The sequence below is a fragment of the Paenarthrobacter sp. NPDC057981 genome, from assembly GCF_042886835.1.
In the GTDB taxonomy this organism is placed as follows: Bacteria; Actinomycetota; Actinomycetes; order Actinomycetales; family Micrococcaceae; genus Arthrobacter.
The window spans coordinates 509,927-529,310 of the sequence record NZ_JBHVQI010000001.1; the positions used below are offsets into that span (position 1 = coordinate 509,927).

18 protein-coding genes and 2 pseudogenes are annotated in these 19,384 nt (G+C 62.6%); 5 read left to right on the top strand and 15 right to left on the bottom strand.

Features of this window, described 5'->3' with window-relative positions; all coding sequences use genetic code 11:
• Positions 1 to 5 precede the first annotated feature (5 nt).
• Both ACFVSI_RS02370 and ACFVSI_RS02375 read left to right on the top strand, forming a co-directional pair.
• Positions 6 to 1,607 (top strand): MFS transporter, encoded by a 1,602-nt coding sequence (locus ACFVSI_RS02370; protein ID WP_387819487.1) that lies wholly within the window; start codon positions 6 to 8, stop codon positions 1,605 to 1,607.
• 20 nt (positions 1,608 to 1,627) lie between these two features.
• Positions 1,628 to 3,262, top strand: a complete 1,635-nt coding sequence (locus ACFVSI_RS02375) for a GMC oxidoreductase (RefSeq protein WP_387819489.1) — start codon at positions 1,628 to 1,630, stop codon at positions 3,260 to 3,262.
• Between the two features lie 17 nt (positions 3,263 to 3,279).
• On the opposite strand, the gene ACFVSI_RS02380 is transcribed toward ACFVSI_RS02375, so the two are convergent.
• The 12 genes and pseudogenes from ACFVSI_RS02380 to ACFVSI_RS02435 all read right to left on the bottom strand — a co-directional run bounded on the left by ACFVSI_RS02380 (position 3,280) and on the right by ACFVSI_RS02435 (position 14,825).
• On the bottom strand, positions 3,280 to 4,284 hold the full coding sequence (locus ACFVSI_RS02380; protein ID WP_387819490.1) for a hydroxyacid dehydrogenase: 1,005 nt from the start codon (positions 4,282 to 4,284) through the stop codon (positions 3,280 to 3,282).
• Positions 4,281 to 5,195: a carbohydrate ABC transporter permease gene (locus tag ACFVSI_RS02385; RefSeq protein ID WP_387819492.1), complete on the bottom strand. Its 915-nt coding sequence runs from the start codon at positions 5,193 to 5,195 to the stop codon at positions 4,281 to 4,283. Before ACFVSI_RS02385 ends, ACFVSI_RS02380 begins: the two co-directional genes overlap by 4 nt.
• The gene (locus ACFVSI_RS02390) at positions 5,192 to 6,130 is read right to left on the bottom strand and encodes a carbohydrate ABC transporter permease (protein ID WP_387819494.1); all 939 of its coding nucleotides are present in this window, start codon (positions 6,128 to 6,130) and stop codon (positions 5,192 to 5,194) included. Before ACFVSI_RS02390 ends, ACFVSI_RS02385 begins: the two co-directional genes overlap by 4 nt.
• 70 nt (positions 6,131 to 6,200) lie before the next feature.
• The gene (locus tag ACFVSI_RS02395; RefSeq protein WP_387819496.1) at positions 6,201 to 7,514 is read right to left on the bottom strand and encodes an ABC transporter substrate-binding protein; all 1,314 of its coding nucleotides are present in this window, start codon (positions 7,512 to 7,514) and stop codon (positions 6,201 to 6,203) included.
• 137 nt (positions 7,515 to 7,651) lie between these two features.
• Positions 7,652 to 8,797: a substrate-binding domain-containing protein gene (locus ACFVSI_RS02400; protein WP_387819497.1), complete on the bottom strand. Its 1,146-nt coding sequence runs from the start codon at positions 8,795 to 8,797 to the stop codon at positions 7,652 to 7,654.
• A gap of 92 nt (positions 8,798 to 8,889) precedes the next feature.
• Positions 8,890 to 9,558: a polysaccharide lyase beta-sandwich domain-containing protein gene (locus tag ACFVSI_RS02405; protein WP_387819724.1), complete on the bottom strand. Its 669-nt coding sequence runs from the start codon at positions 9,556 to 9,558 to the stop codon at positions 8,890 to 8,892.
• A pseudogene (locus ACFVSI_RS02410) lies at positions 9,559 to 9,624 on the bottom strand (hypothetical protein); the annotation flags it as partial. It abuts the gene before it with no gap.
• 83 nt (positions 9,625 to 9,707) lie between these two features.
• A pseudogene (locus ACFVSI_RS02415) lies at positions 9,708 to 11,573 on the bottom strand (polysaccharide lyase family 8 super-sandwich domain-containing protein); the annotation flags it as partial.
• A gap of 194 nt (positions 11,574 to 11,767) precedes the next feature.
• Positions 11,768 to 12,757, bottom strand: a complete 990-nt coding sequence (locus tag ACFVSI_RS02420; protein ID WP_387819499.1) for a sensor histidine kinase — start codon at positions 12,755 to 12,757, stop codon at positions 11,768 to 11,770.
• On the bottom strand, positions 12,750 to 13,424 hold the full coding sequence (locus tag ACFVSI_RS02425) for a response regulator transcription factor (protein ID WP_387819501.1): 675 nt from the start codon (positions 13,422 to 13,424) through the stop codon (positions 12,750 to 12,752). Before ACFVSI_RS02425 ends, ACFVSI_RS02420 begins: the two co-directional genes overlap by 8 nt.
• Positions 13,425 to 13,428: 4 nt before the next feature.
• On the bottom strand, positions 13,429 to 14,094 hold the full coding sequence (locus ACFVSI_RS02430; RefSeq protein WP_387819502.1) for a DedA family protein: 666 nt from the start codon (positions 14,092 to 14,094) through the stop codon (positions 13,429 to 13,431).
• The gene (locus tag ACFVSI_RS02435; protein WP_387819504.1) at positions 14,094 to 14,825 is read right to left on the bottom strand and encodes a phosphatase PAP2 family protein; all 732 of its coding nucleotides are present in this window, start codon (positions 14,823 to 14,825) and stop codon (positions 14,094 to 14,096) included. The genes ACFVSI_RS02430 and ACFVSI_RS02435 overlap by 1 nt, the downstream gene beginning before the upstream one ends.
• A 205-nt stretch (positions 14,826 to 15,030) precedes the next feature.
• On the opposite strand from ACFVSI_RS02435, the gene ACFVSI_RS02440 reads away from it, so the two are divergent.
• Positions 15,031 to 15,654 (top strand): DedA family protein, encoded by a 624-nt coding sequence (locus ACFVSI_RS02440; protein WP_387819506.1) that lies wholly within the window; start codon positions 15,031 to 15,033, stop codon positions 15,652 to 15,654.
• A gap of 2 nt (positions 15,655 to 15,656) precedes the next feature.
• A complete protein-coding gene (locus tag ACFVSI_RS02445) occupies positions 15,657 to 16,427 on the top strand; it encodes a phosphatase PAP2 family protein (RefSeq protein WP_387819508.1) in 771 nt (256 codons plus the stop codon).
• On the opposite strand, the gene ACFVSI_RS02450 is transcribed toward ACFVSI_RS02445, so the two are convergent.
• Positions 16,420 to 16,791 (bottom strand): hypothetical protein, encoded by a 372-nt coding sequence (locus tag ACFVSI_RS02450; protein WP_387819510.1) that lies wholly within the window; start codon positions 16,789 to 16,791, stop codon positions 16,420 to 16,422. The genes ACFVSI_RS02445 and ACFVSI_RS02450 overlap by 8 nt on opposite strands.
• A gap of 154 nt (positions 16,792 to 16,945) precedes the next feature.
• On the opposite strand from ACFVSI_RS02450, the gene ACFVSI_RS02455 reads away from it, so the two are divergent.
• Positions 16,946 to 17,986 carry an AAA family ATPase gene (locus ACFVSI_RS02455; protein WP_387819511.1) on the top strand — a complete coding sequence of 347 codons (1,041 nt, stop codon included), beginning with the start codon at positions 16,946 to 16,948 and terminating at the stop codon, positions 17,984 to 17,986.
• Positions 17,987 to 17,992: 6 nt separating this feature from the next.
• Here ACFVSI_RS02455 and ACFVSI_RS02460 read toward each other — a convergent pair whose 3' ends face one another.
• Together ACFVSI_RS02460 and ACFVSI_RS02465 are read right to left on the bottom strand one after the other, a co-directional pair.
• Positions 17,993 to 18,616 (bottom strand): nucleoside/nucleotide kinase family protein, encoded by a 624-nt coding sequence (locus ACFVSI_RS02460; protein ID WP_387819726.1) that lies wholly within the window; start codon positions 18,614 to 18,616, stop codon positions 17,993 to 17,995.
• A 13-nt stretch (positions 18,617 to 18,629) separates the two neighbouring features.
• Complete coding sequence (locus tag ACFVSI_RS02465) at positions 18,630 to 19,379, bottom strand: dienelactone hydrolase family protein (protein WP_387819513.1); 750 nt, start codon at positions 19,377 to 19,379, stop codon at positions 18,630 to 18,632.
• Positions 19,380 to 19,384 lie beyond the last annotated feature (5 nt).

The window sequence follows — 19,384 nt, forward strand, 5'->3', positions numbered from 1 at the left end:
TTAGAATGAGAGTGGCGTCGGGATCCCTCCAAGGATCCGTTCCCGGCAGTGAGGATGCTGCCGGGGCACAACCCGTCGCGTCGACGGCCCGATCGTTCGGGCAGAACACCATGCCACTCTCACCCTTAAGACTTCGCTTCCTGGTCGCATCACTGCTGACCGTGTCCTTCCTCGGGGCACTTGACCACACGGTCGTTTCCACCTCGCTCGCCACCATCGCCGGCGAACTCGGGGCCCTGGAACTCATGGGCTGGGTGGTGGTGGGCTACACCCTGGCCAGCACCGTCCTCCTGCCCGTCCTTGGAAAACTCGGGGATGTCCTTGGCCCGCGCAGGGTCTTCCTGGTCTCCCTGCTTCTTTTCCTCGTAGCGTCGCTCGCCTGCGGGTTCGCGCAGGACATGACCTGGCTGGTGGTTTCCCGCGTGGTCCAGGGCATGAGCTCAGCCGGGCTGCAGCTCATGTCCCAAACCATCATTGCCAAGGTGACCACTCCCCGGGAACGGCCGCGGTACATGGCCATCATCGGCGCCGCTTTCCCGATCGCCATCCTGGTAGGTCCGGTCCTCGGGGGAGCCATCACCGATTACTGGGGGTGGTCCTGGGTCTTCTGGATCAACATCCCCGTGGGCCTTGTTGCCTTGGCCTTTGCCTTCGTGGCGGTCCCTCGGCTTGGGCGCGGAGTGATTCCCCGCCACTACGACGTCGCCGGTGCCGCAGCCTTCACGCTGGGGCTGGTGTCCTTGGTCATCGGCGTCACGTGGGCCTCTGAACGCAGTGGCGGAGTCCAGGCGGTTGCTGCATTGGTGGTAGCGGCGATAGCGCTTTTCGCGTTCTTCGTTATCGAGGTCCGGGCACCGGAGCCGATGGTTCCCCTGCGTTTCTTTGCCAACCGGACCATTGCCGCCGGCACGGCACTCTCGGCGATCATCGGCGTCGGGCTCTTCTCCATTACCGCCTACCTGCCCACGTTTTTCCAGATGGCGTACCAGGTCAGTGCAACGGTCTCCGGACTGGTTCCCATAGCAACTGTCCTGGGCATGCTCGTGAGCAACCTCGTGACGGGGTGGCTCGCGAGCCGCACCGGACGGTACCGGATTTTTCCCATCATCGGCACGTGCATGGGCGCGGCCGGCCTGTTCTTGATGGCGGGCCTGCCAGGCGGGCTCCCGCTCTGGGTGCCCATGCTCGTCATGGCCGTGGTGGGAATGGGAACCGGTTCCTTCATGAGCCTGATCGTCGCCGTGGTCCAGAGTGCCGCGCCGGACAACCAAACCGGGGCGATCACGGCGTCCATCAACCTGGCGCGCCAGGTGGGGTCCACGATTGCCACGGCCATCATCGGCGGCAGCATCGCCTTCGGCGTTGCCCGGCTGCTGCCTGCCGGACTGGACCCCGCGTCCCTGACTCCCCACGCAGTCCACCAAGCATCGGCGGCCACCCAGGGGACGGTCGCCGAAATCTACGGCCAGGTATTCACGCCGATCTTCATTGCGCTCGCGACCACCTATGCAATCGGCATCATCGCTGCCCTCCTGCTCCCGCACGGGCGCTTGTCGGATGAGCCGCACACTGCCACTCCAGAACCCGCCGAGTCCCTTTCGGCCTGACCTCCACGAAGGAGAAACCCATGACTTCACAGCACTTGTCCGCTAAACCGACCGTCGCCGTCGTCGGCAGCGGGCCGATCGGCTCCACCTATGCGCGCTTGCTGGTGGAGGGCATCCCGGACGCCAAGGTCATCATGTTCGAGGCGGGCCCGCAATTGTCGGACCGCCCCGGCGAAAGCGTGCGCAATATCGCCGATGCCGATGCGAAGGCCCGCGCCCGGGAGATGTCTCAAGGCCCGCAGGCGGGTGCCTTCCGCGAGTCGCTCGGCATCCCGGCCGGAACCGTGACTGAAGGGATGTTCACCGCACGCCAGGGCACGCACCTCCTAGACTTCGGGGGTGTGGGGTCGGCGCACGCGGAGACCTTCCCGGCGGCGGCTGCGGCAACCAACGTCGGCGGCCAGGGAGCCCACTGGACCTGCGCCACGCCGTCGCCCGCCTTCAGCGAGAAGATCCCGTTCATCGACGACGCCGAGTGGGACAACCTCATTGGCCAAGCCAAGGATCTCCTGCACGTCCAGAGCGCGGCGTTTGCCGACTCGGGCGTTGGCTCTGCCATCAGGTCCCTCCTGTCGGAGGAATTTGCCGGTGAGCTGCCCGAAGGCTACGGGGTAAGTACGCTTCCCGTGGCCGGCGACCCTCAACCCGATGGCTCCATGCGCTGGGCCGGGGCGGACGTTGTTCTCGGGCCGCTTGTCGACCCGGCATCGCCACTGTCCCAGCGGTTCGAACTCCGCGACCTGACGCTGGTCCGCCGGGTGGAAACCGAGGGGAACCGGACCACCGGTGTCACGGTGGAGGACCTCCGCACCGGGGAATCGTCCTTTGTGGAAGCCGACGTCGTGGTGGTTGCCGCTGATGCGTTCCGCTCTCCGCAGCTGCTGTGGGCCTCCGGCATTCGTCCCAGCGCGCTGGGCCACTACCTGACGGAGCACCCCGTGGTGATCTCCACGGTGGCCCTCGACGCGGAGAAGATGGAACGCTTCGCCACTGAGTCGGACTTGGACGCGGAACTCGCGCGCCGTGCCCAGAATCCCGCCGACCCGGTTGCCGCCGTCAACCGCATCCCCTTCTCCGAGCCGGACCATCCCTTCTCCGTCCAGGTGATGTACTCGGAGACCACCCCGTTCCCGATGCCGGCAGATTCGCCCCGCGCGCAGAACCGTTGGGGCTACGTCAACATGGGCTATGGCATGCGAAAGCACCCTCGTTTCGAGGACGGCGTGGTCTTTGACGACAACGAGCTGGACTACCGTGGCTTCCCGAACATGACCATCAGCTACGCTCTGACGGACCGTGAAACTGCCGAGATCGAGGATGCCACCGCCCGTCTCCGCCGCGCAGGCGAGGCGCTCGGCGAGTTCGTGGCTGAGCCCCGCTTGATGCCGAACGGTTCCAGCCTCCACTACCAGGGCACCTTGCGGATGGGGGATTCCGACGACGGCACTTCGGTTGCCGATCCATGGTCACGCGTGTGGGGCTACGAAAACCTGGTGGTGGGCGGCAACGCCTTGATCCCCACGGCGACGGCAATGAACCCAACCCTGATGAGCGTCGCCATTGCCGTTCGGGGCGCCTGGCGCGTGGTCCGGGATGTGATCTCCGCAGCCGAGCAGGTGACGCCGGTTCAGGACGCCGTCAGGGTCAGCGGCTAGGGAGGACGCCCGGTTGCCTAGGCGGTAAAGACCAGGTCTTCAGCGCGCACCGGAAATCGCAGTGGTTCGCCGCGGGAAAGCCGCAGCGCCTCGTTTACGGCGGATGCTGCCATGCGCTCCAGTTCGTTTCCCAAGGAACCCGCCACATGCGGGGTGAGGAGAACGTTGGGGTTCGTGTAAAAGCGCGAGTCTGAGGGCAGTACCCAAGGAGTCGTGACATCCAGGATCGCGTACAGATCGCCCTGTTCAACCCTGGCGAGAAGGGCATCCTGGTCCACGAGTTCGCCGCGGGCAGTGTTGATGAAGGTGGCACCGGGTCGCATGCCCCGGATCAGATCGCCGTTGATGAGGTTCTTTGTGGACGGTAACGACGGCGCGTGCAGGCTGATGATGTCGCTGTCCGTTATGAGCCGCTCCAGGTCGACCAGCCCGACTCCCCAGGCCGAAGCCTCCTCCTGGGAGAGAAAGGGGTCGGCGACAACGATATCGAGGTCATAGGGGGCAAGCAGCCTGATGACATGCCTGCCGATCCTTGAGGCACCGATGATGCCAACGCGCTTGCGGTAGTTCCCCATGTCGGGGAAGAGTTGCTCCGGCAGAACCTCCATACGACTGGTATGAAGGGTCCGCGCGATCTGGAGGACGCGTTTATTGGCCAGAATAATCATGGCAACGGTGTATTCGGCGACCGGGATGGCGTTCGCATCCGCAGCGGAACTGACCTGGATTCCGCGTTCCCAACAGGCTTCGCCAATGTGGTGCTTTATGCTGCCTGCGGCATGGAGCACATATCTCAGCCGTGGTGCCGCATCAAGCACAGCTTCGTCGATCACCGGACAGCCCCAACCGGTGAGGAGAACGTCGGCCTCGCTGACCAAGGCGCGTCCTTCGGGGGAATGGAAATCCTGGATCGGATCGCGGCTCAGGATCTTAAGGCTGGGCTCCAGAGGGTCCAGGCTGCGCGAGGGGAACACTCCGCGGGCGGTGTTTTCGGGCATGGCCAGGGCGATGTTCAAGGTCATTTGACACTCCCTGCAGTCAGGCCGGACTTCCAGAAACGCTGCAGCAGGATGAACGCGACGAGGAGCGGGATCACTGAGAGCAGCGAGCCGGTGATTACCATGGGCGTGAATTCCGGTTGGGGGAGCGAGTATCCCTGCCAGATGGAGATACCCACGCTGACCGGGAGCAGCTGTTGGTCCTGCAGCATCACCAAGGGGAGCATGAAGTTGTTCCACACGCCGACGAATTGGAAGAGGGCTATGGTGACGTAGCCCGGGAGCATCATCGGCAGACCCAAGGAGAAGAAGGACCGGACCGGGCCGGCGCCGTCGACGCGGGCGGCTTCCAAGGTCTCCGAGGGGACGTAGGCCGCCGAATACACCCTGGCTAAATAGACGCCGAACGGATTGCAGAGGACCGGGATCAGGATGGCCCACACGGTGTTGGTCAGTCCGAAAACCGAGGCCAGCAAGTACATCGGCAGGACGGTGGCCGTATTGGGAATGAGCACTCCCACCAGGACCACCCCAAAGAATGAATCTTTCCCGCGGAATTGGAACTTGTCGAACGCGTAGCCCGCCATGACGGAGATCAGGCCTCCGAAAATGGCACCGAAAGCTGCGTAGAACATGGAGTTGGCCATCCAGCGCAGGAACATACCGCCGTCCTGGTTGAGGACTGCTGTGACGTTCTCAAAGAACGCCGGGTGTCCAAGGGCGTAGGCACCTGTGGCATAAAGGTCGGAGGCGCTTTTCGTGGAGGCGAAGAACAGCCACAGGACGGGAAAAACCATATAGGCACAACCCAGGATCAGGAGTGCGTTGACGGTGAACTTGCCGGCGAACCCGCGCGAGTGGTTGTCGCTGCCCTTTCCGTGGGGAGCAAGTTGCCGTGGGACCTTCCCGGCCCTGGTCAGTGTTGGGGTGCTCATGCTTTGTTCATCCTTGAGCTCAAACGGGTGACGACCCAGGACAGCACAGCTGCGACAAGGGCGATGATGATGGATGCGGCGGCCGCCTGGTTCAGGTTGTGCCGGTTGAAGGCGGCATCGTAGGCCCACATGTTGGGGACCCAGGTGCTGGTCACGGAGGCTGTGGCTTTGCCGATGATGGACGGCTCGGTGAACAGCTGCAACGTGCCTATGACGGTGAACAACATGATGACGCTGAGGGCCGGGAGGATCAGGGGCAGCTTGATGCTGAAGGCTGTCCGGATTTCCCCGGCACCGTCCACGCGGGCGGCTTCCAAGACCTCCCTGGAGACAGCTTGGAGGGCAGTGAACAAAATGATGACGTTGTAGCCTGTCCACTCCCACACCGCGATATTCACGATGGAGGGCAGGATCATGTGGTTATCCAGGAAGTTCAGCGAGATGCCTCCGCCCTCCAGGACCGAAACGATGGGGCTGACGCCGGGGGTGTAGAGATATGCCCAAATCAGGGCAGCGATCACGCCCGGGACTGCGTGGGGAAGAAAGACCAGCAGCTGGAAGAGCTTCCTTGCCCTTGCGACGGTGGCGTCCAGCAGGAGCGCGAATGCCAGGGCACCTCCGACCATGCACGGGATATAGATGACGCAGTACAGGGCCAGCCGCCCGAGGCCTGCTGCGAAGCTCTCGGACTGGAGGACCTGGATATAGTTTTCTACCCCTACGAACGAGGTTTTGGCTTGGCCGAAGCCCAGGCCCGACTTCTGCTGCGCGAAGAAGCTGAGGACGATCGAGTAGATAACGGGTGCCACCATCGCAAGGGCGAAGACGGCGAAAAAGGGAGTCAGGAACAACGCCGCGGTGCGGCCGCCGGTTCCGGACATGGATCGGGTTTTGCGCTGGTTGTGCGTGCTGGGGGGCGCCTTGGTCAGTGCCATGATGGTGTTTTCTCCTCCGTGGCAGGGTGGCCCGGGCGGGTTTGGGTCCCGGGCCACCTGCCATGCGGGCCTACTCCTTGACGGAGAGACCGCTCTGCTTGAGTCCGGCTACGGTCGCGTCCTGGGCTGCCTCAACCGCGTCTTTGACTTTCCCACCGGTGGTCAGCTTGCCGTACGCGTCCTTGAGGGCGGTGTTGGTGATGTCCCAGTTGGGTCCCCATTGCCACCCTGGAGTGATGGTGGCGTACGCCGTGTCGAAGACTTGGTAAATATCATTTCCGAAGTAGCTGGCGTCGAAGGCTTTCTGGGCCACGGGCGTCAATCCCGGGAAGGCAAGGAAGGCCGAGCCAGTGTTCCCGCGGGCCTGGATGGCTTCGGGGTTGGTCGACAAGTACTCGATGAACTTGGCGGCCGCCGCGGGGTTCTTGCTGCTCTTGGTGATGTTGAAGCTGGACCCACCGTAAAAGGCATCGGCCGGCGTACCCCAATTGGGCACCTCCGCGGCGATCCACTGGCCCTTCTGGCCACTGGCTTCGGTGCGCTTCTGGATGCCGGTGGCGCTCCAGTTGGCCCCGAGGACACCCACGACGGCGCCACTGGCCAGGTCTGCCGACCATTCGTCGCTGAAGGACTGCTGGACCTTGACGATCTTTTGGTCGATGAGCTTTTGCCAGTACGTTGCTACCTTCTGCGTTGCTTCATCATCCACACCGACCTTCCAGCTGTCACCCTCGGTGCCGAACCACTTGGCACCTGCCTGCCAGGACAGGGCCGCGGTCAGCGAGGCCTCGTTCGGATTGAAGCTGGCCAAGTGGGCGTCGGGCGCCACTGCCTTCAGCTTCTTGCCTGCATTCTCAAAGTCTTCCCAGGTTTTCGGGACGCCCACGCCTGCCTTGTCCAACATATCCTTGCGGTACCACATGATCATTGGCGCGGCATCGTAGGGCAGCGCATAGGTTTGGTCACCGAACTGCACCAGGGCTTTTGTGCCGTCGCTGAGCTTGTCCACTGTGGCTGATTTGTCGATGAACCCGTCCAAGGGCTGCAGCTGGCCGTTGCTGACGAACTGCGGCAGTTGGGGGTATTCGATGGTGGCAACATCCGGGCCGTTGCCGGCCGTGATCGCCGTCGACAATTTGGCGTAACCGCCGCCAGCGCCGTTGGGAACGGTTTCGAAATTTACTTTGATCTTGCCCTGGCTGGCGTTGAAGGCTGCGGCTACCTTGTCCATGCCGGCCAGGGAAGACCAGAAGGTGATGGTGCCGCTGGGGTCCTCCGTGGGAGTGGGAGCGGGGTTTGCGGCCGGTGTGCTGGCGCAACCTGACACCAGGGCCGCGCTGACCATGAGGCTGGCGGCTCCCAACAGAAGCTGGCGTCGCTTCATTCTGTTCTCCTTTGAAGTTCACGATGCGAAGTCGGGGAGTGCGGGTGCTGCACTCGACTAACTCCATTGAATCAACAGAGATGAACAAGAGGCTACAAAGTAAACAGGAATGAACAAAGTGCCAACGTTTACGCGGGTTAACCTTGGGAGAGCTCAGCCAGACCCAGCTCTGCTCCCTCAGGCAGCGTCGAATTGCGGACAACCAAGGTGGGGGACAGGTTGACGCGCTGCCGCGCGGCGGGGCCAGGGCGTCGGGAGATGACCCGGTTGGCGCACATCATCAACGCTTGGTGTCCAACGTCGAATTTGGGTGGTGCTACGGCAGTCAGGGGCGTGGTCCCCAGCGCCGCGATCTCGTCGTCGTAGGCGATGATCGCGAAGTCCTCAGGCACCTTTATTGCACGCTCCTGGCACACGCTGGCGAACTGCAGGGCGTCTTCATCGGTGTGCACGATGGCGGCGGTGACCTTTTCCCGTATGCACCAATCGAGGATGTCGGCAACCAGCTCATGATGGGCCTGGGGATCGTTCCGGGCGCGGGACATCGTACGGACCAAGCTGGATGCCGGTTGGGTGTCCAGTCCTCCCTTTTCCATTGCTTGACCAAAGCCCTCCATGAGGGGCGGTGCTGTAGGACTGTTCTCCCGGAGGCACAGGGCGATCCGACGGTGCCCCAGCTCCTGGAGATGGGCGACGGCGATGCGGGCACCTTGCGCGTGATCACTGCGTACGCATTCGAAATTACCGCGATCGAGTGTGTCTTCAATGGATCGCTCCACTACGACGATCGGAACCGCAGCAGCTGCCAGCAGATCCAGCGTGTCCGTGTCGGAGAGTGATGCCTCGCTTGGCGTCACCAGGATCCCATCGACGCCGAGATCGAACATTCTCTGAAGCTGCCGTTGTTCTTCGGCGCTGGAGTAGTTCGAGACCCCAAGAATCAAACGAACGCCGGCCTCCCTTGCCGCGGTTTCAGCACCTCGAATGACGCCGCTGAAGTAGTAGGAAGCAGAGGGAACGATCATCCCGATGGTGGCGACCGAGCCGCGTTGCGGGGCCCCGTTGGCAGGCACCTGCGGCGCCTGCTGCGAAACGGAGGCGTCGGGAACGGCAACCGCCCCTCCATGCACCCGTTCCACGAGTCCCCGTTTCTCCAGCATGGCAAGGTCGCGGCGGACCGTCATGCCGGAGGTCCCGATCTGGGCGGCGAACTCGGAGGCGTTGAGGGAGCCCTTCAGCGCCAGTTCCCTGAGTATGAGGTGTTTGCGGTTTTCCGACAGCATCCGGACCGGCCTCTCGCGGTGTGCACTAGAAGGTGTTCATTATGTTCCTTTGTGTTCAAGTGTAAGCATTGGTTTCCCGATCCGGCTGGAACTCAGGGCAACCGTGCGAGCAGGCGGGAGCCCAGATCTTGCAGTTCCGCGTACGTTGTGGTGTCAACCACGGCCTTGAGGCCCTCCAAAGTTGTCAGGAACGAGGCCCCCGTGCTTGTTCGTGCCGGTGTGATGATTCGCGTAAGGATCTCATCCAACTGTTTGTAAGGCTCCTTGCCCAGCAAGCCTGCCTTGTTCATGTCCTTAAGTCGTTCCGACACCAGCTCCGGTGTGAGGACATAGCGCAGCCTGACCGATTTGCTTGCTCCCTGGGTTCCGTTCACGTCCGCCGTGATCCGTGTCCTGCCGTTCTGCCGGGATACGTCCAAGCCCGGGTCTGCCGACAAAACCGAACTGGGCTTGATGTCCAGTTCCAGCACGATGGACGAGGACAACTGGGTGGGGTCACTGAGGGTCACCACCAGCTGGTCCGCCAGTTCTTCTACAGCAACGGCACAGGGTTGGGAAGCGGTCACGAATGACGCGGTTCCGGCATCGAAGAAGGCCGCGGCCCATCGCCCGGTGGTCTCATGCCGGGCCGCGTGCACAACGCCGGTCCGGGCGATGACACGAAGCGGTGATTGTTCAGCTATGCGGGCTGTTGCAACGGCGCTTGCTCCTGGCAGGACGATGTATGAGTACGCATCCGACCCGGAAGCCGTGTGGTCCAGCCAAAGGGTGGAGAAAGTGTTGCTGACTGCAGGGGATGCACGGTTGGGGCTGATGTCGGCCAGCTTTCCGGTCCGGCCTTGGCGGAGTGCGCGGACGTCGGTAGGGGTTGGAAAGACAAAGCCGGCAACACCTCAAGATGCGCCCAGCGGGCGCCGGGTACTGCGTCGGTTGTTCCTTCGACGGCCGCCACGGCGCGCCCGTCAACGGTAACGCCGGCAGATGCCGTCGACGTCGAACGCCTGTTCTCCAGGACTGTTTCGACAGTTCGCCCTGCGGCGGCAGTGATACCGTCCCCCAGGCACAGGATCTCCTCGCCGAAGAAGAACCAGGACTTACGGCACCTCAGGGATGAGGGCTGTTCCGCCTTCAAACGGAACGCCGCCGCACCCCAGGTGCCGGCAGTCACACCACCTGCCCAATAGTCGGGGTTGTGGTATTCGGCCCGCCAGGGGACGTTGGCATAGGTCCTTTCCACCCGGTCCACGGTCGTTCCGGGAATCCGGTAGGGGTCCACGGTGTACCAGTACCCGTTGTCGAACTGGGTGAGGTCATTCGTATACAAATACAAGGCCCCGTCCGCGGTGTACCAACCGGCGAGGTTTTCGCTGTTACCCGTTTCATAGTTCGAGATCCGCAGGGAGTGCATGGCCACAGCTGCCGCATAGCTTTCTGTGCGGTGAAGAACGCGGTCCATGGCGCCGAAAACCTGCGTCTTCACCAGCGGGCCCCTGGTCGAAACGGAAGTGTCGGCCAGTAGCGTCCTTGCGCCGACCAGCGAGGCGAGGGAAAACGCAGAAGTGGGATCGTGGGCCGTATCCGCAGTGAGCTCCTGCTTCAGCATGGAAGCCAAACGTTGTCGTTCGGCCCCGGAGGCGCTGGCAAGAAGGGGCAGGCAGGCGGCAAGGATGCCATGGCCGCTGTCGTGGTCGCCACCGGCCGAGAAGGCAACATTGCGTCCCCTGACTGTGTCCATGACCAGGCCGTTCCAGAGGAATGGTTCGAAAGCCTCGTGGATCCAGGTGTAGACAATCGAGGTGTCGATGGGTGTGCCCAATGCTGCCGTGCGGGTAATGGTCGCCACCAGCGAACTGAGGAAGCTGGAACCGTAGCCGCCGACGTACGGGAATTGACCGTGTTGTATGAAAGAACCGTCAGGATAGAAACCATCGTGACTGAAGAAGGCTGCCTCGTCGGGACCACCGTTGATGGCGCCGACGTTACCGCCATGCAGCAGACCCACCGTCCCCCCGACAGGTTGGGCATAGGACAAGATGGATGCCAGGCTGGCCAATGCGGCTTTCACGGTGTCCAGCTCCCCAGCCAGGACTCCGCGCCCGCTGAAGCCATCGGCAATGAGCGCCAGGTTGGCGGCAGCGGCTTTGGTGCCCGTGGTCGGCATCTCCGGCACCTGCTTTTCCTGGGCGGCGGCGCACGCGGTGATCTGCGCTGGCGCGAGCTGCTCAAACATGAGGACAGCGGTATCGTTCAACGCCTGAGGAGTGGCAATCATCCACTCATACCAGTTGTCGTAGGGCGCAGAGTTGGCAGTGTAGGCGTGGGAGGTGAACCAGTCGAGGCCATCGATAATGGCAGCACGCAGTCCGCTGTTGCGGTAAGCCGGGGACCCCTCAGCGGCCCACCCGATGGCCATGTCGCGGAGTCGACGGGCATGTGAAGTGACGTTCGCGGATTTGGCGCCCAACGGCAAATCTGCCCACAAGGAAGTCCGTGGCGTCCCGGTGATCATTGATGATTGCCATTTCGTGGCCGTTGAGGCCACAGAGGCCAGCCGCGATGCTATAGGAGGATCTGAGGGGTCGTATCCGGCGCCGACGATCCCTGCCTTCCACGCCTGCCTGGCCACGGCGAACGGATCGTCGTTGGCGGCGGCCTTGGACGGTGCGGCCTGAAGACTCGCGAGCAAAGCGGCTGCAGCCGATCCCGCGAGGAGCAAGGACCTCCGGCTGAAGGATTTGCCGGTTAGTGCCGGGCCTGTCGAGGGAGTTGCATCCATGGTTCACCTTTGATTCCGGGCGCAGCGAAGTGCGGCGGGGGAGTTGTAGGGGGTGTGATCCGGACGGCTTGGGGCAGCCCCGGATCAGGTTGGTTCCATGAAAGGCCACGGGAGTCAGCGGGTCAAGCAAATGATGTTGAGCTGAACAGTAATGAACAGATCAGGTTGGCGCCGCCCTGATTCAGTGTGCTGGATCAGCGGGAGGTGACTGCCGGCAACATGATTCGCATGCAGGTACCTTGCGGTCCGGTTGAGAGGACTTCCGCGGAGCCGCCCGCGGCGACGGCGATCTCGCGGACCAACGACAATCCGATGCCAAAGCTGCGTGGCTGGTTCCCCGCGCGCTGCTCTGATGTTCGCGCAAAGCGGTCGAAGATCCGGTCCGGGTTTATGCCCGTGATACCTGGGCCGGTGTCGGTCACAGTGATGGTCGCGTGATGTTTATCGGCGGCTGCGACGACGGCGATGTGCCCTCCAGCGGGCGTGTGGGCCAGCGCGTTCTCGGCCAACCCAAGAATCGCGCGGTGGAGCCGTTGCGGGGCAACGAGGGCCTGGGGCTGTCCGCGGCTTGTATATTCCAGACGGATACCGCGCCCGGCGGCCAAGTGACTCAGGCTCTCGACGACGTCCTGCGTAACAGCGGCGACGTTCGTTGGGACGGCCAGCGGTTCGTGGGCGGACCCCGTAGCTGACTCCAGGAGTTCGTTGACGATGTGGGTCAGGGCAGCGGTGTCGGACCGGATGCTGGACAGTTGCTGACCGTAGGGCGAATCGGGAGTTGTGCTGCGTTGTGCCAGCTGGATGCGTGCATCGAGAATGGCCAAGGGGGTTCGCATCTCATGGCTTGCGTCCTGGACAAAGCGTCGTTGGAGGGCCAGTGCTTCGCCCAGGGGGCGGATGGCGCTCCGGGCGCTGAGCCAACCAACGCCACCGGCCAAGGCGACTCCTGCGACGCCGGCGATGACCATGGCCTTGATCAAGTCCTGGGTATCGAGGTAGGCGTAGACAGCCCCTGCTTCCAGGGGTTCCGGTTGTCCGGCTTGGTTCAGCAGATAGATTGTGGCGGCTGCGAGGAGGCAAAGGACAAGAAGGGCGCAGGCGGCGCTGATGCGCAAAGCGATCTTTTGCGAGGCCTTGCGAAGGGTTGCTTGGTCCTGTTGTGAGGGCAATGAATGTTCAGTCATCAGCTTCGCCTATCTGATACCCCACGCCATGAATGGTCCTGACGATTGATCGGGCCGTCTTCCGGCGAAGGTGATGGACATGGGTGTCAACGACGCCGGGGAGTTCGCCTTGGCTGTGTGTGGCCACCAGGAGTTCTTCCCTGGTGAATACGCGATCCGGCTCGGAGGACAAGACCAAGAGCAACTCCGACTCAGTGGCGGTCAGAGAGGCAAGGAAACCGTGAAGCGAGCGTATGGACCTGTTCGCCGGATCCAGTTCCCAGTCTCCGATGGGGATGGTCCTGGGAACCTGGCGGTAGCTGCGGGTCAGCGCCCTGAGCCTGGCGGCGAGCTCCATGGCGTCGAAGGGTTTGGTCATGTAATCGTTGGCGCCGGTGTCGAGGCCCCGCACCTTTTCGTCAACGGCCCCAAGGGCGGTGAGGATGAGGATGGGGGTGGCGATCCCCTTGGAGCGCAGAGCCGCGATCAAGGCGATGCCGTCCATTGCCGGCAGTCCCCGGTCAATCACCATGACATCCCAATTCCGTGCCAAGGCTTGCTGCAGTCCTTCGCGGCCATCTACGGCAACATGGACGTAGTAGTCGGGCTGGAGGAGTTCGGCTATCAGTGGTCCGAGGGCAGGGTCGTCCTCCACCAGCAAGAGCGACAGTTTGGCATCAGTGGTCACGGATCTATTCTTGCGTGGAGGAAGACTTTGCCATGCGGGCGCGCCTGCGTTTGAGGTATTCGATGCCCCACGGCAGCACGGAGACCAGCACCATGGCTACTGCTATGACGTCGATGTTCTTTGCAACAACCTCGAAGTGACCCAGCCAGGAGCCAAGCAGTGTGACGGAGCCGGCCCAAAGTATTGCGCCAGTGATATTCCACAGGGCGAATGACTTGTAGTGATACCGGGCCATGCCGGCACTCAGGGGAGCGAACGTGCGCACAACCGGTACGAAACGGGCAAGGATCAGCGCGGGGCCGCCTCTGCGTTGGAAGAAGTCTTCGGCCTTTGCCAGATTCGAGGTCTTCAGGACCCGGGCATCGTCGGAGAACCACCGGCGCCCAAAGCGGCGCCCCAGCAGATAGCCGACTTGGTCACCGGCAATCGCGGCTGCGGTCACGACAATTATCAGCACAGGCAACGTAAGGTTCAATTGTTGGTGAAGGAGGCCCGCGGTGAACAACAGCGAGTCACCCGGCAAGAACGGGAACAGGACTCCGGATTCGATGAAGACCATTAGTGCCACTACGGCCAAGGTTGCTGGCCCAAGGCCCTGCAGCAGGGCGGCTGGGTCCAAAGCAGGTATCAGCTCGGTGTGACTTACAGACTCCAAGACGAGGGCGTTCATCAGGGCTTCTTTCGCTGGAGAGTACGTTGGGAGGTGAGCCGGTACTGAATCTTGGTCAGGAGGCCCGGTGCGTATCGGTTCCACATTCCGGCCATGATGAGGACGGCGGCGATGGTCGCCGGAAAGGACGCAACTACGTCCAACGGGTAGTGGGCCCCTATGTAGACTCGGGACCAGCCGACCACCGCCGCCACGCACATGCCTGCCCAGAGGGACGGTTTGGCCCATCGCGTTCCCCGAAGAGTAACGAATACCGCCAAAGTGAGGGCGACTGCCAACGATGTGTGTCCGCTGGGGAAGCTGTTGGACACCGGCTCCGGCACCAACGGATCAAACAGCATGGCGGGGTCGGGGCGGACCCTGCCGATCACCACTTTGAACACCTGGCAGGTCAGCCAGCCCGATGCCACCGTGGCGGCGAACAAGGCCGCCCTGGGGAGGGACCGCCGAACCAGCAGGAGATAGATACTGCCGGCCATCACCATCAGTCCGCCGGCCACCGGGCTGAACATAACGTTGAGGGCCAAAGCCATGCCCGTAAGAACTGCGGTGTGGTGCGTGCTGAAGTCCTCATTGACCGCCAATTCGGCTTCAGTAAGCCCGGGGACAAACCTCAACGTCAAGCCGGCGCAGATCACAGCCGCCGAGAGAACCAGCCCCAGCATCAACCAGTGCTTGGGTACCGGCAGCTGTTGAACAGGCTGAGGGCGTGGCGTGGATTGCAGAAACATGGCTACCTTCGGCAGGACGAACTATTTATTCGATTCTGGGCGGAGGACTTTAAGAACTCCTTAAGAAAAAGTGGGAATGCCGCTGACCAAGTTGGCGCCGGCCATCGATCAATCTTGATGTTTTCTTTCGATCCCTGGCACACACTGGAGACAGGCCCGGTGAGGAAGCCAGGGTGCTCGGTAAACGGGGAAGGTGGTGGTGCCTGTGGGTGGATTCATTGATGGCCTTCTGAGCGTCAGCCCGGCGCTCGCTTACACCTTGGTTGCGCTGCTCGTGTTTGCTGAAGACGCCTTCTTCCTCGGTTTCGTTATCCCGGGAGAAACGGCGGCAGTTCTTGGCGGTGTGATTGCCAGTCGCGGGGAGGTGCAGCTCGGGTGGATGATGGCCCTGGTGGTGCTGGCCGCGATCATCGGCGACACCGTCGGCTACGAGGTCGGGAGGCATGCAGGGACCCGCCTGCTGAAAAGCCGTGCACTCAAACGTCATCGGGAGAAACTCGGCAAGGCGCAGGAGTTCCTGCGGCGGCGCGGGGGAGCCGCTGTTTTCCTTGGCCGTTTCGTCGCTTTCTTCAGGGCCGTGATGCCGGCATTGGCCGGCACGTCCCGGATGCACTATCCCCGTTTCCTCGCCTTCAATGCTGCCGGCGGTCTGGTTTGGGGCATCGGTTTTGTACTGCTCGGCTACCTGGCGGGGAATTCCTACGATGTCGTTGCAAAGATCGTGGGCAGGGACATCACCGCCGTCGCCGTTGCCCTTGCGTTGGTAGCGGTGGTGATCTGGCGGGTCCGGTCCGCCCGCAGGAAGCGACGCGATGCACTGGGGAGCTGAACATGCCAGGAATAACTGAGCCGACAAAGGGTTGGGGGCGCATATTCCATGAGAAGTTCGTTGTGGAGGAGCGCTTCATGGAACCCCGAGCCAGGAAGGCTCTTTATGTGACCTCAGCCGTCTTGGCCGCAGCTGGCTTGACTGCTTTCCTCATTACGCTCGCGGGAGTCCTGCAGCATGGTGGCCTGGCCCTGGACGATGCCGTGGCTGAGCATGCGCTGTTGGGGATGCGCTCCGAACAGCTGACGCTGGTCATGATCGTGGTTGCTGTCATCTTCGGGCCGATAGCGCTGCCCATCATTGTCCTGGTTTTCACGCTCCTGTGGGGCCTGCTTGCCAAGCATGCCTGGCGTCCGATGCTGCTGGCCGCTGCGATGCTGACGGGTGTGGCCCTGGCGCAGATCATCGGACGGTCGGTCGAACGGCAGCGCCCGCCGGTCAGCCAGATGCTCTTCGGCGTGGACACGACTTTCTCTTTTCCGTCCGGGCATGTCCTCGGCGCCTCGGACTTCCTGCTCGTGACGACCTTCCTGGTGTTCTCCCGCTACCGTAACCCGAGGGCCGCCGTCGTCAGCTTTGCTGTCGCCATAGCCGGTGTATTGCTCGCCGCTGTCAGCCGCATTTACCTCGGTTACCACTGGTTTACTGACGCTGTCGCGTCGGTGTCCCTGTCCCTGGTGGTGCTGGGGGCGGTGATTGCCGTGGACACCTGGCGCACCGCCCGGATTCCTGGCGAAGAGGTAACGAAAAAAGACGACGGTATTGCTAAGTAGCCTTAGTAGTGGTGTCCTTATATCGGGATGAAACCTTCGTTCCGCTGACCGGACGCTGACCGGCCAGCCCCGCCGACTCCTCGGAGATGCCATGCAAGGAATTGGTGGCCCAAGCCTTCCGCGACTGACGCAGGACATGCGCCCCCTCGGGTGCCTGCACTGCGGAACCAATGAGAACGTCGCCATCGAATCCATCGAGTCGCTGCCGCCACATCCGGGCGAGCTGCAGGTCCAGGTAGGTTACGTGTGCCGGAAGTGCCAAGGCAATTACCTGCACGCGGCCCGGTTCCGTGATGTCGCAGCGGTCCTGAACAGGACGCGTTCGCTGGATGGCTTGCTCCGATTCGCTGGAGAATACTTCCACTGCGGAGAGCCGATGTCGCTAATGGGCTCGAACATTAAAAGCATCTACGCGCCTCTGTCCACCGATGAGCCCAATGAAGACGCCTCGGTGGTCAACGTAGGAACCAAGGTGCTTCGGTGCCAGTGCGGCTTCCAGTTGGAGCTGCCGAGCTAACATGGCTGCCAGCCGTAACCCACTTGATGATCTGCGCGAGACAATCGGTCATCTGGCCAACCAGCTCAAGCTGCCAGGTTCCGAGCGAATGGACGACCTTGTAGGCGACCTGGTCGGTCCCCGCCCGGGTCCGGCCCGCCCGCTGTCCGAGGTGCAGGCTGAACTCGACGCGCTCGTCGGACTCGAAACCGTCAAGGAACAGGTGCGTGCCCTGGTTGCTTTGCTGCAGGTTCAGGCACGGCGTAAGTCGCACGGCCTGCCTGAGGTGGCTACGTCCCAGCATCTTGTGTTCCTCGGGAATCCCGGTACTGGTAAAACGACGGTAGCCCGGCTACTGGCAGAGATGTACCGTGCCGTTGGTTTGCTGCAGAAGGGTCACCTGGTGGAGGTGGACCGCTCCGGTCTGGTGGGCCAATATGTGGGGGCCACAGCCATCAAAACCGATCGGGTGATTCGGCGTGCGTTGGACGGGGTTCTCTTTATCGATGAGGCCTACGCCCTGGCCCCGGAAGAGGGCCGGATGGACTTTGGCCCTGAGGCGATCGAGGTGCTGCTCAAGCGGATGGAGGACCACCGGCACCGCTTGGTGGTGATCGTGGCAGGTTATCCGCGCCTCATGGAAGCCTTTTTGCTCTCCAACCCCGGTCTGCGCTCCCGGTTTGCCCGTGAGATCACGTTCCCGGACTATTCCGTGGACGAACTCGACACGATCTTCCACCAGATGCTCTCCCAGCACGAGTACGTATTGGAGCCGGATGCGGACCAGATGCTTCGGCGGATCCTTACCGGTCTGCACGCAGGAGAAGATTCGGGCAACGCACGCTTCGCGCGCACATTGTTCGAGCAGGCACTCAACCGTCAGGCGCTGCGGTTGTCCCGCGACGAAAAGCAAAGCCTGGACATGCTTGACCGTGAGGCGGTGATGACCCTAACTGCGGAGGACATAGCGGAGGCCGCACTGGCCCTGGGTGAGGAGCCGGAGCCGGAACCTGGTACGACGCCGGAACCGGCCCAGCCGCGCTGGTGGCGCTGGCTGGCCTGACCCCGTTTACGAACAGGTGATGATCAGATCAGCGGAGGCCTTCGTCGCCTCGACGTACCGTGCGTTGGCTTCGTCAGGGCCTTGCGCCCAGGCTTCGGCCGCGGCAGGTTCCATCCCGGAATCCACATGCCGTTGGATAAGCCGCGATATGCGGGTTTCCGCTGGCAGTTCCATGAACCAGGCCTCGTCCAGGTAATTGCGGACCCGACCCCACGGCCCTTCGTCTGCGAGCAGGTAGTTGCCTTCCGTGATGACAATCCTGGTCGATCTTGGCACCGCTATGGACGCCGCAATGGGTTCCTCGAGTCCGCGACGATACGTCGGCGCGTAGATGACATTTTCCTCATTGAGCCGAAGTCTTGCCAGGAGCGAGAGGTAACCGCCGACGTCGAACGTATCGATGGCGCCTTTGCGTGACCTGAGATCAGTACCCTCGATAATGGTGTTTGCCAAGTGGAAGCCGTCCATCGGCACGATGGCGCATTCGTGCCCAAGATGCCGGCTGAGGCCTTCGGCAATGGTCGACTTTCCGGCGCCCGGGGGACCGGCAAGCCCAACGATCAAGCGGTTCCCCGATGCGGCCCTGCGGTGCAGGTCCTCCGCAAGTCGTGCGGTATCGCCAGGGTGCATAGGCTGCAATGGCTTAAACCTTGAGAGTGTCGGCGAACAGGGCCCGCAATTCTTCGAAGTGCCGCTCTGTGGCCTGGGGATGGTAGGCGGACGTGTCGGCCATGGAGTAGCCATGCGGCGCCCCAGCGTAAATTTCGTTGGAAGCCTCGAGCCCGGCATCGTCCAAAGCGGCACCGAGTCGCGCGACTGCCTCGGGAGCCATGCTGGGATCATGGTCGGCGTGTCCAAAGACGAATCCGGCACGGGCATCGGACAGGCCCAGGTGGGGACTGTCCGCAGCGTCGGTCGCGAGGCCGCCTCCATGGAATCCGCCGCACGCTGCCACCACCTGAGGGTGCGAAGTGGCGGTGCGGACGGCCAAACGGGCGCCCATGCAATAGCCAGTGGTCCCGATGGGCCCGGGCGCCACACCATCCATCCCGGTGATTGCGGTGACCCATGCTTTGATATCGGGCAGCGCCTTGTCCGATGTCAGGAGACCTACCCGTGGAAATGCGTCCCTGCCCGCGGCTTCCCTGCCTTCGGTGGTGGTCATGTCGCCCGCCGGGGCGAGATCGGCTATGGAGCCTTCCCGGTAGAAGACGTTCGGGACCAGCACCACGTACCCCCAATCCGCAATGCGTTGGGCCATCTCTTCAATGCGGGGACGCACACCGAAGGCGTCCATGTAGAAGACAACTCCCGGGAATGTGCCCTTCGCTGTGGACGGGCGGACAAGCAGGGCCTCGGCGATGCCGTCAGCGGCAGGTATTTCGATGAGCATCTGCT

Bases quoted from the DNA above. Each gene is read 5' to 3' on its own strand.
- ACFVSI_RS02370 (WP_387819487.1), top strand. From the start codon at position 6: ATGAGAGTGGCGTCGGGATCCCTCCAAGGATCCGTTCCCGGCAGTGAG.
- ACFVSI_RS02375 (WP_387819489.1), top strand. From the start codon at position 1,628: ATGACTTCACAGCACTTGTCCGCTAAACCGACCGTCGCCGTCGTCGGC.
- ACFVSI_RS02380 (WP_387819490.1), bottom strand. From the start codon at position 4,284: ATGACCTTGAACATCGCCCTGGCCATGCCCGAAAACACCGCCCGCGGA.
- ACFVSI_RS02385 (WP_387819492.1), bottom strand. From the start codon at position 5,195: ATGAGCACCCCAACACTGACCAGGGCCGGGAAGGTCCCACGGCAACTT.
- ACFVSI_RS02390 (WP_387819494.1), bottom strand. From the start codon at position 6,130: ATGGCACTGACCAAGGCGCCCCCCAGCACGCACAACCAGCGCAAAACC.
- ACFVSI_RS02395 (WP_387819496.1), bottom strand. From the start codon at position 7,514: ATGAAGCGACGCCAGCTTCTGTTGGGAGCCGCCAGCCTCATGGTCAGC.
- ACFVSI_RS02400 (WP_387819497.1), bottom strand. From the start codon at position 8,797: ATGCTGTCGGAAAACCGCAAACACCTCATACTCAGGGAACTGGCGCTG.
- ACFVSI_RS02420 (WP_387819499.1), bottom strand. From the start codon at position 12,757: ATGACTGAACATTCATTGCCCTCACAACAGGACCAAGCAACCCTTCGC.
- ACFVSI_RS02430 (WP_387819502.1), bottom strand. From the start codon at position 14,094: ATGAACGCCCTCGTCTTGGAGTCTGTAAGTCACACCGAGCTGATACCT.
- ACFVSI_RS02435 (WP_387819504.1), bottom strand. From the start codon at position 14,825: ATGTTTCTGCAATCCACGCCACGCCCTCAGCCTGTTCAACAGCTGCCG.
- ACFVSI_RS02445 (WP_387819508.1), top strand. From the start codon at position 15,657: ATGCCAGGAATAACTGAGCCGACAAAGGGTTGGGGGCGCATATTCCAT.
- ACFVSI_RS02455 (WP_387819511.1), top strand. From the start codon at position 16,946: ATGGCTGCCAGCCGTAACCCACTTGATGATCTGCGCGAGACAATCGGT.
- ACFVSI_RS02460 (WP_387819726.1), bottom strand. From the start codon at position 18,616: ATGCACCCTGGCGATACCGCACGACTTGCGGAGGACCTGCACCGCAGG.
- ACFVSI_RS02465 (WP_387819513.1), bottom strand. From the start codon at position 19,379: ATGCTCATCGAAATACCTGCCGCTGACGGCATCGCCGAGGCCCTGCTT.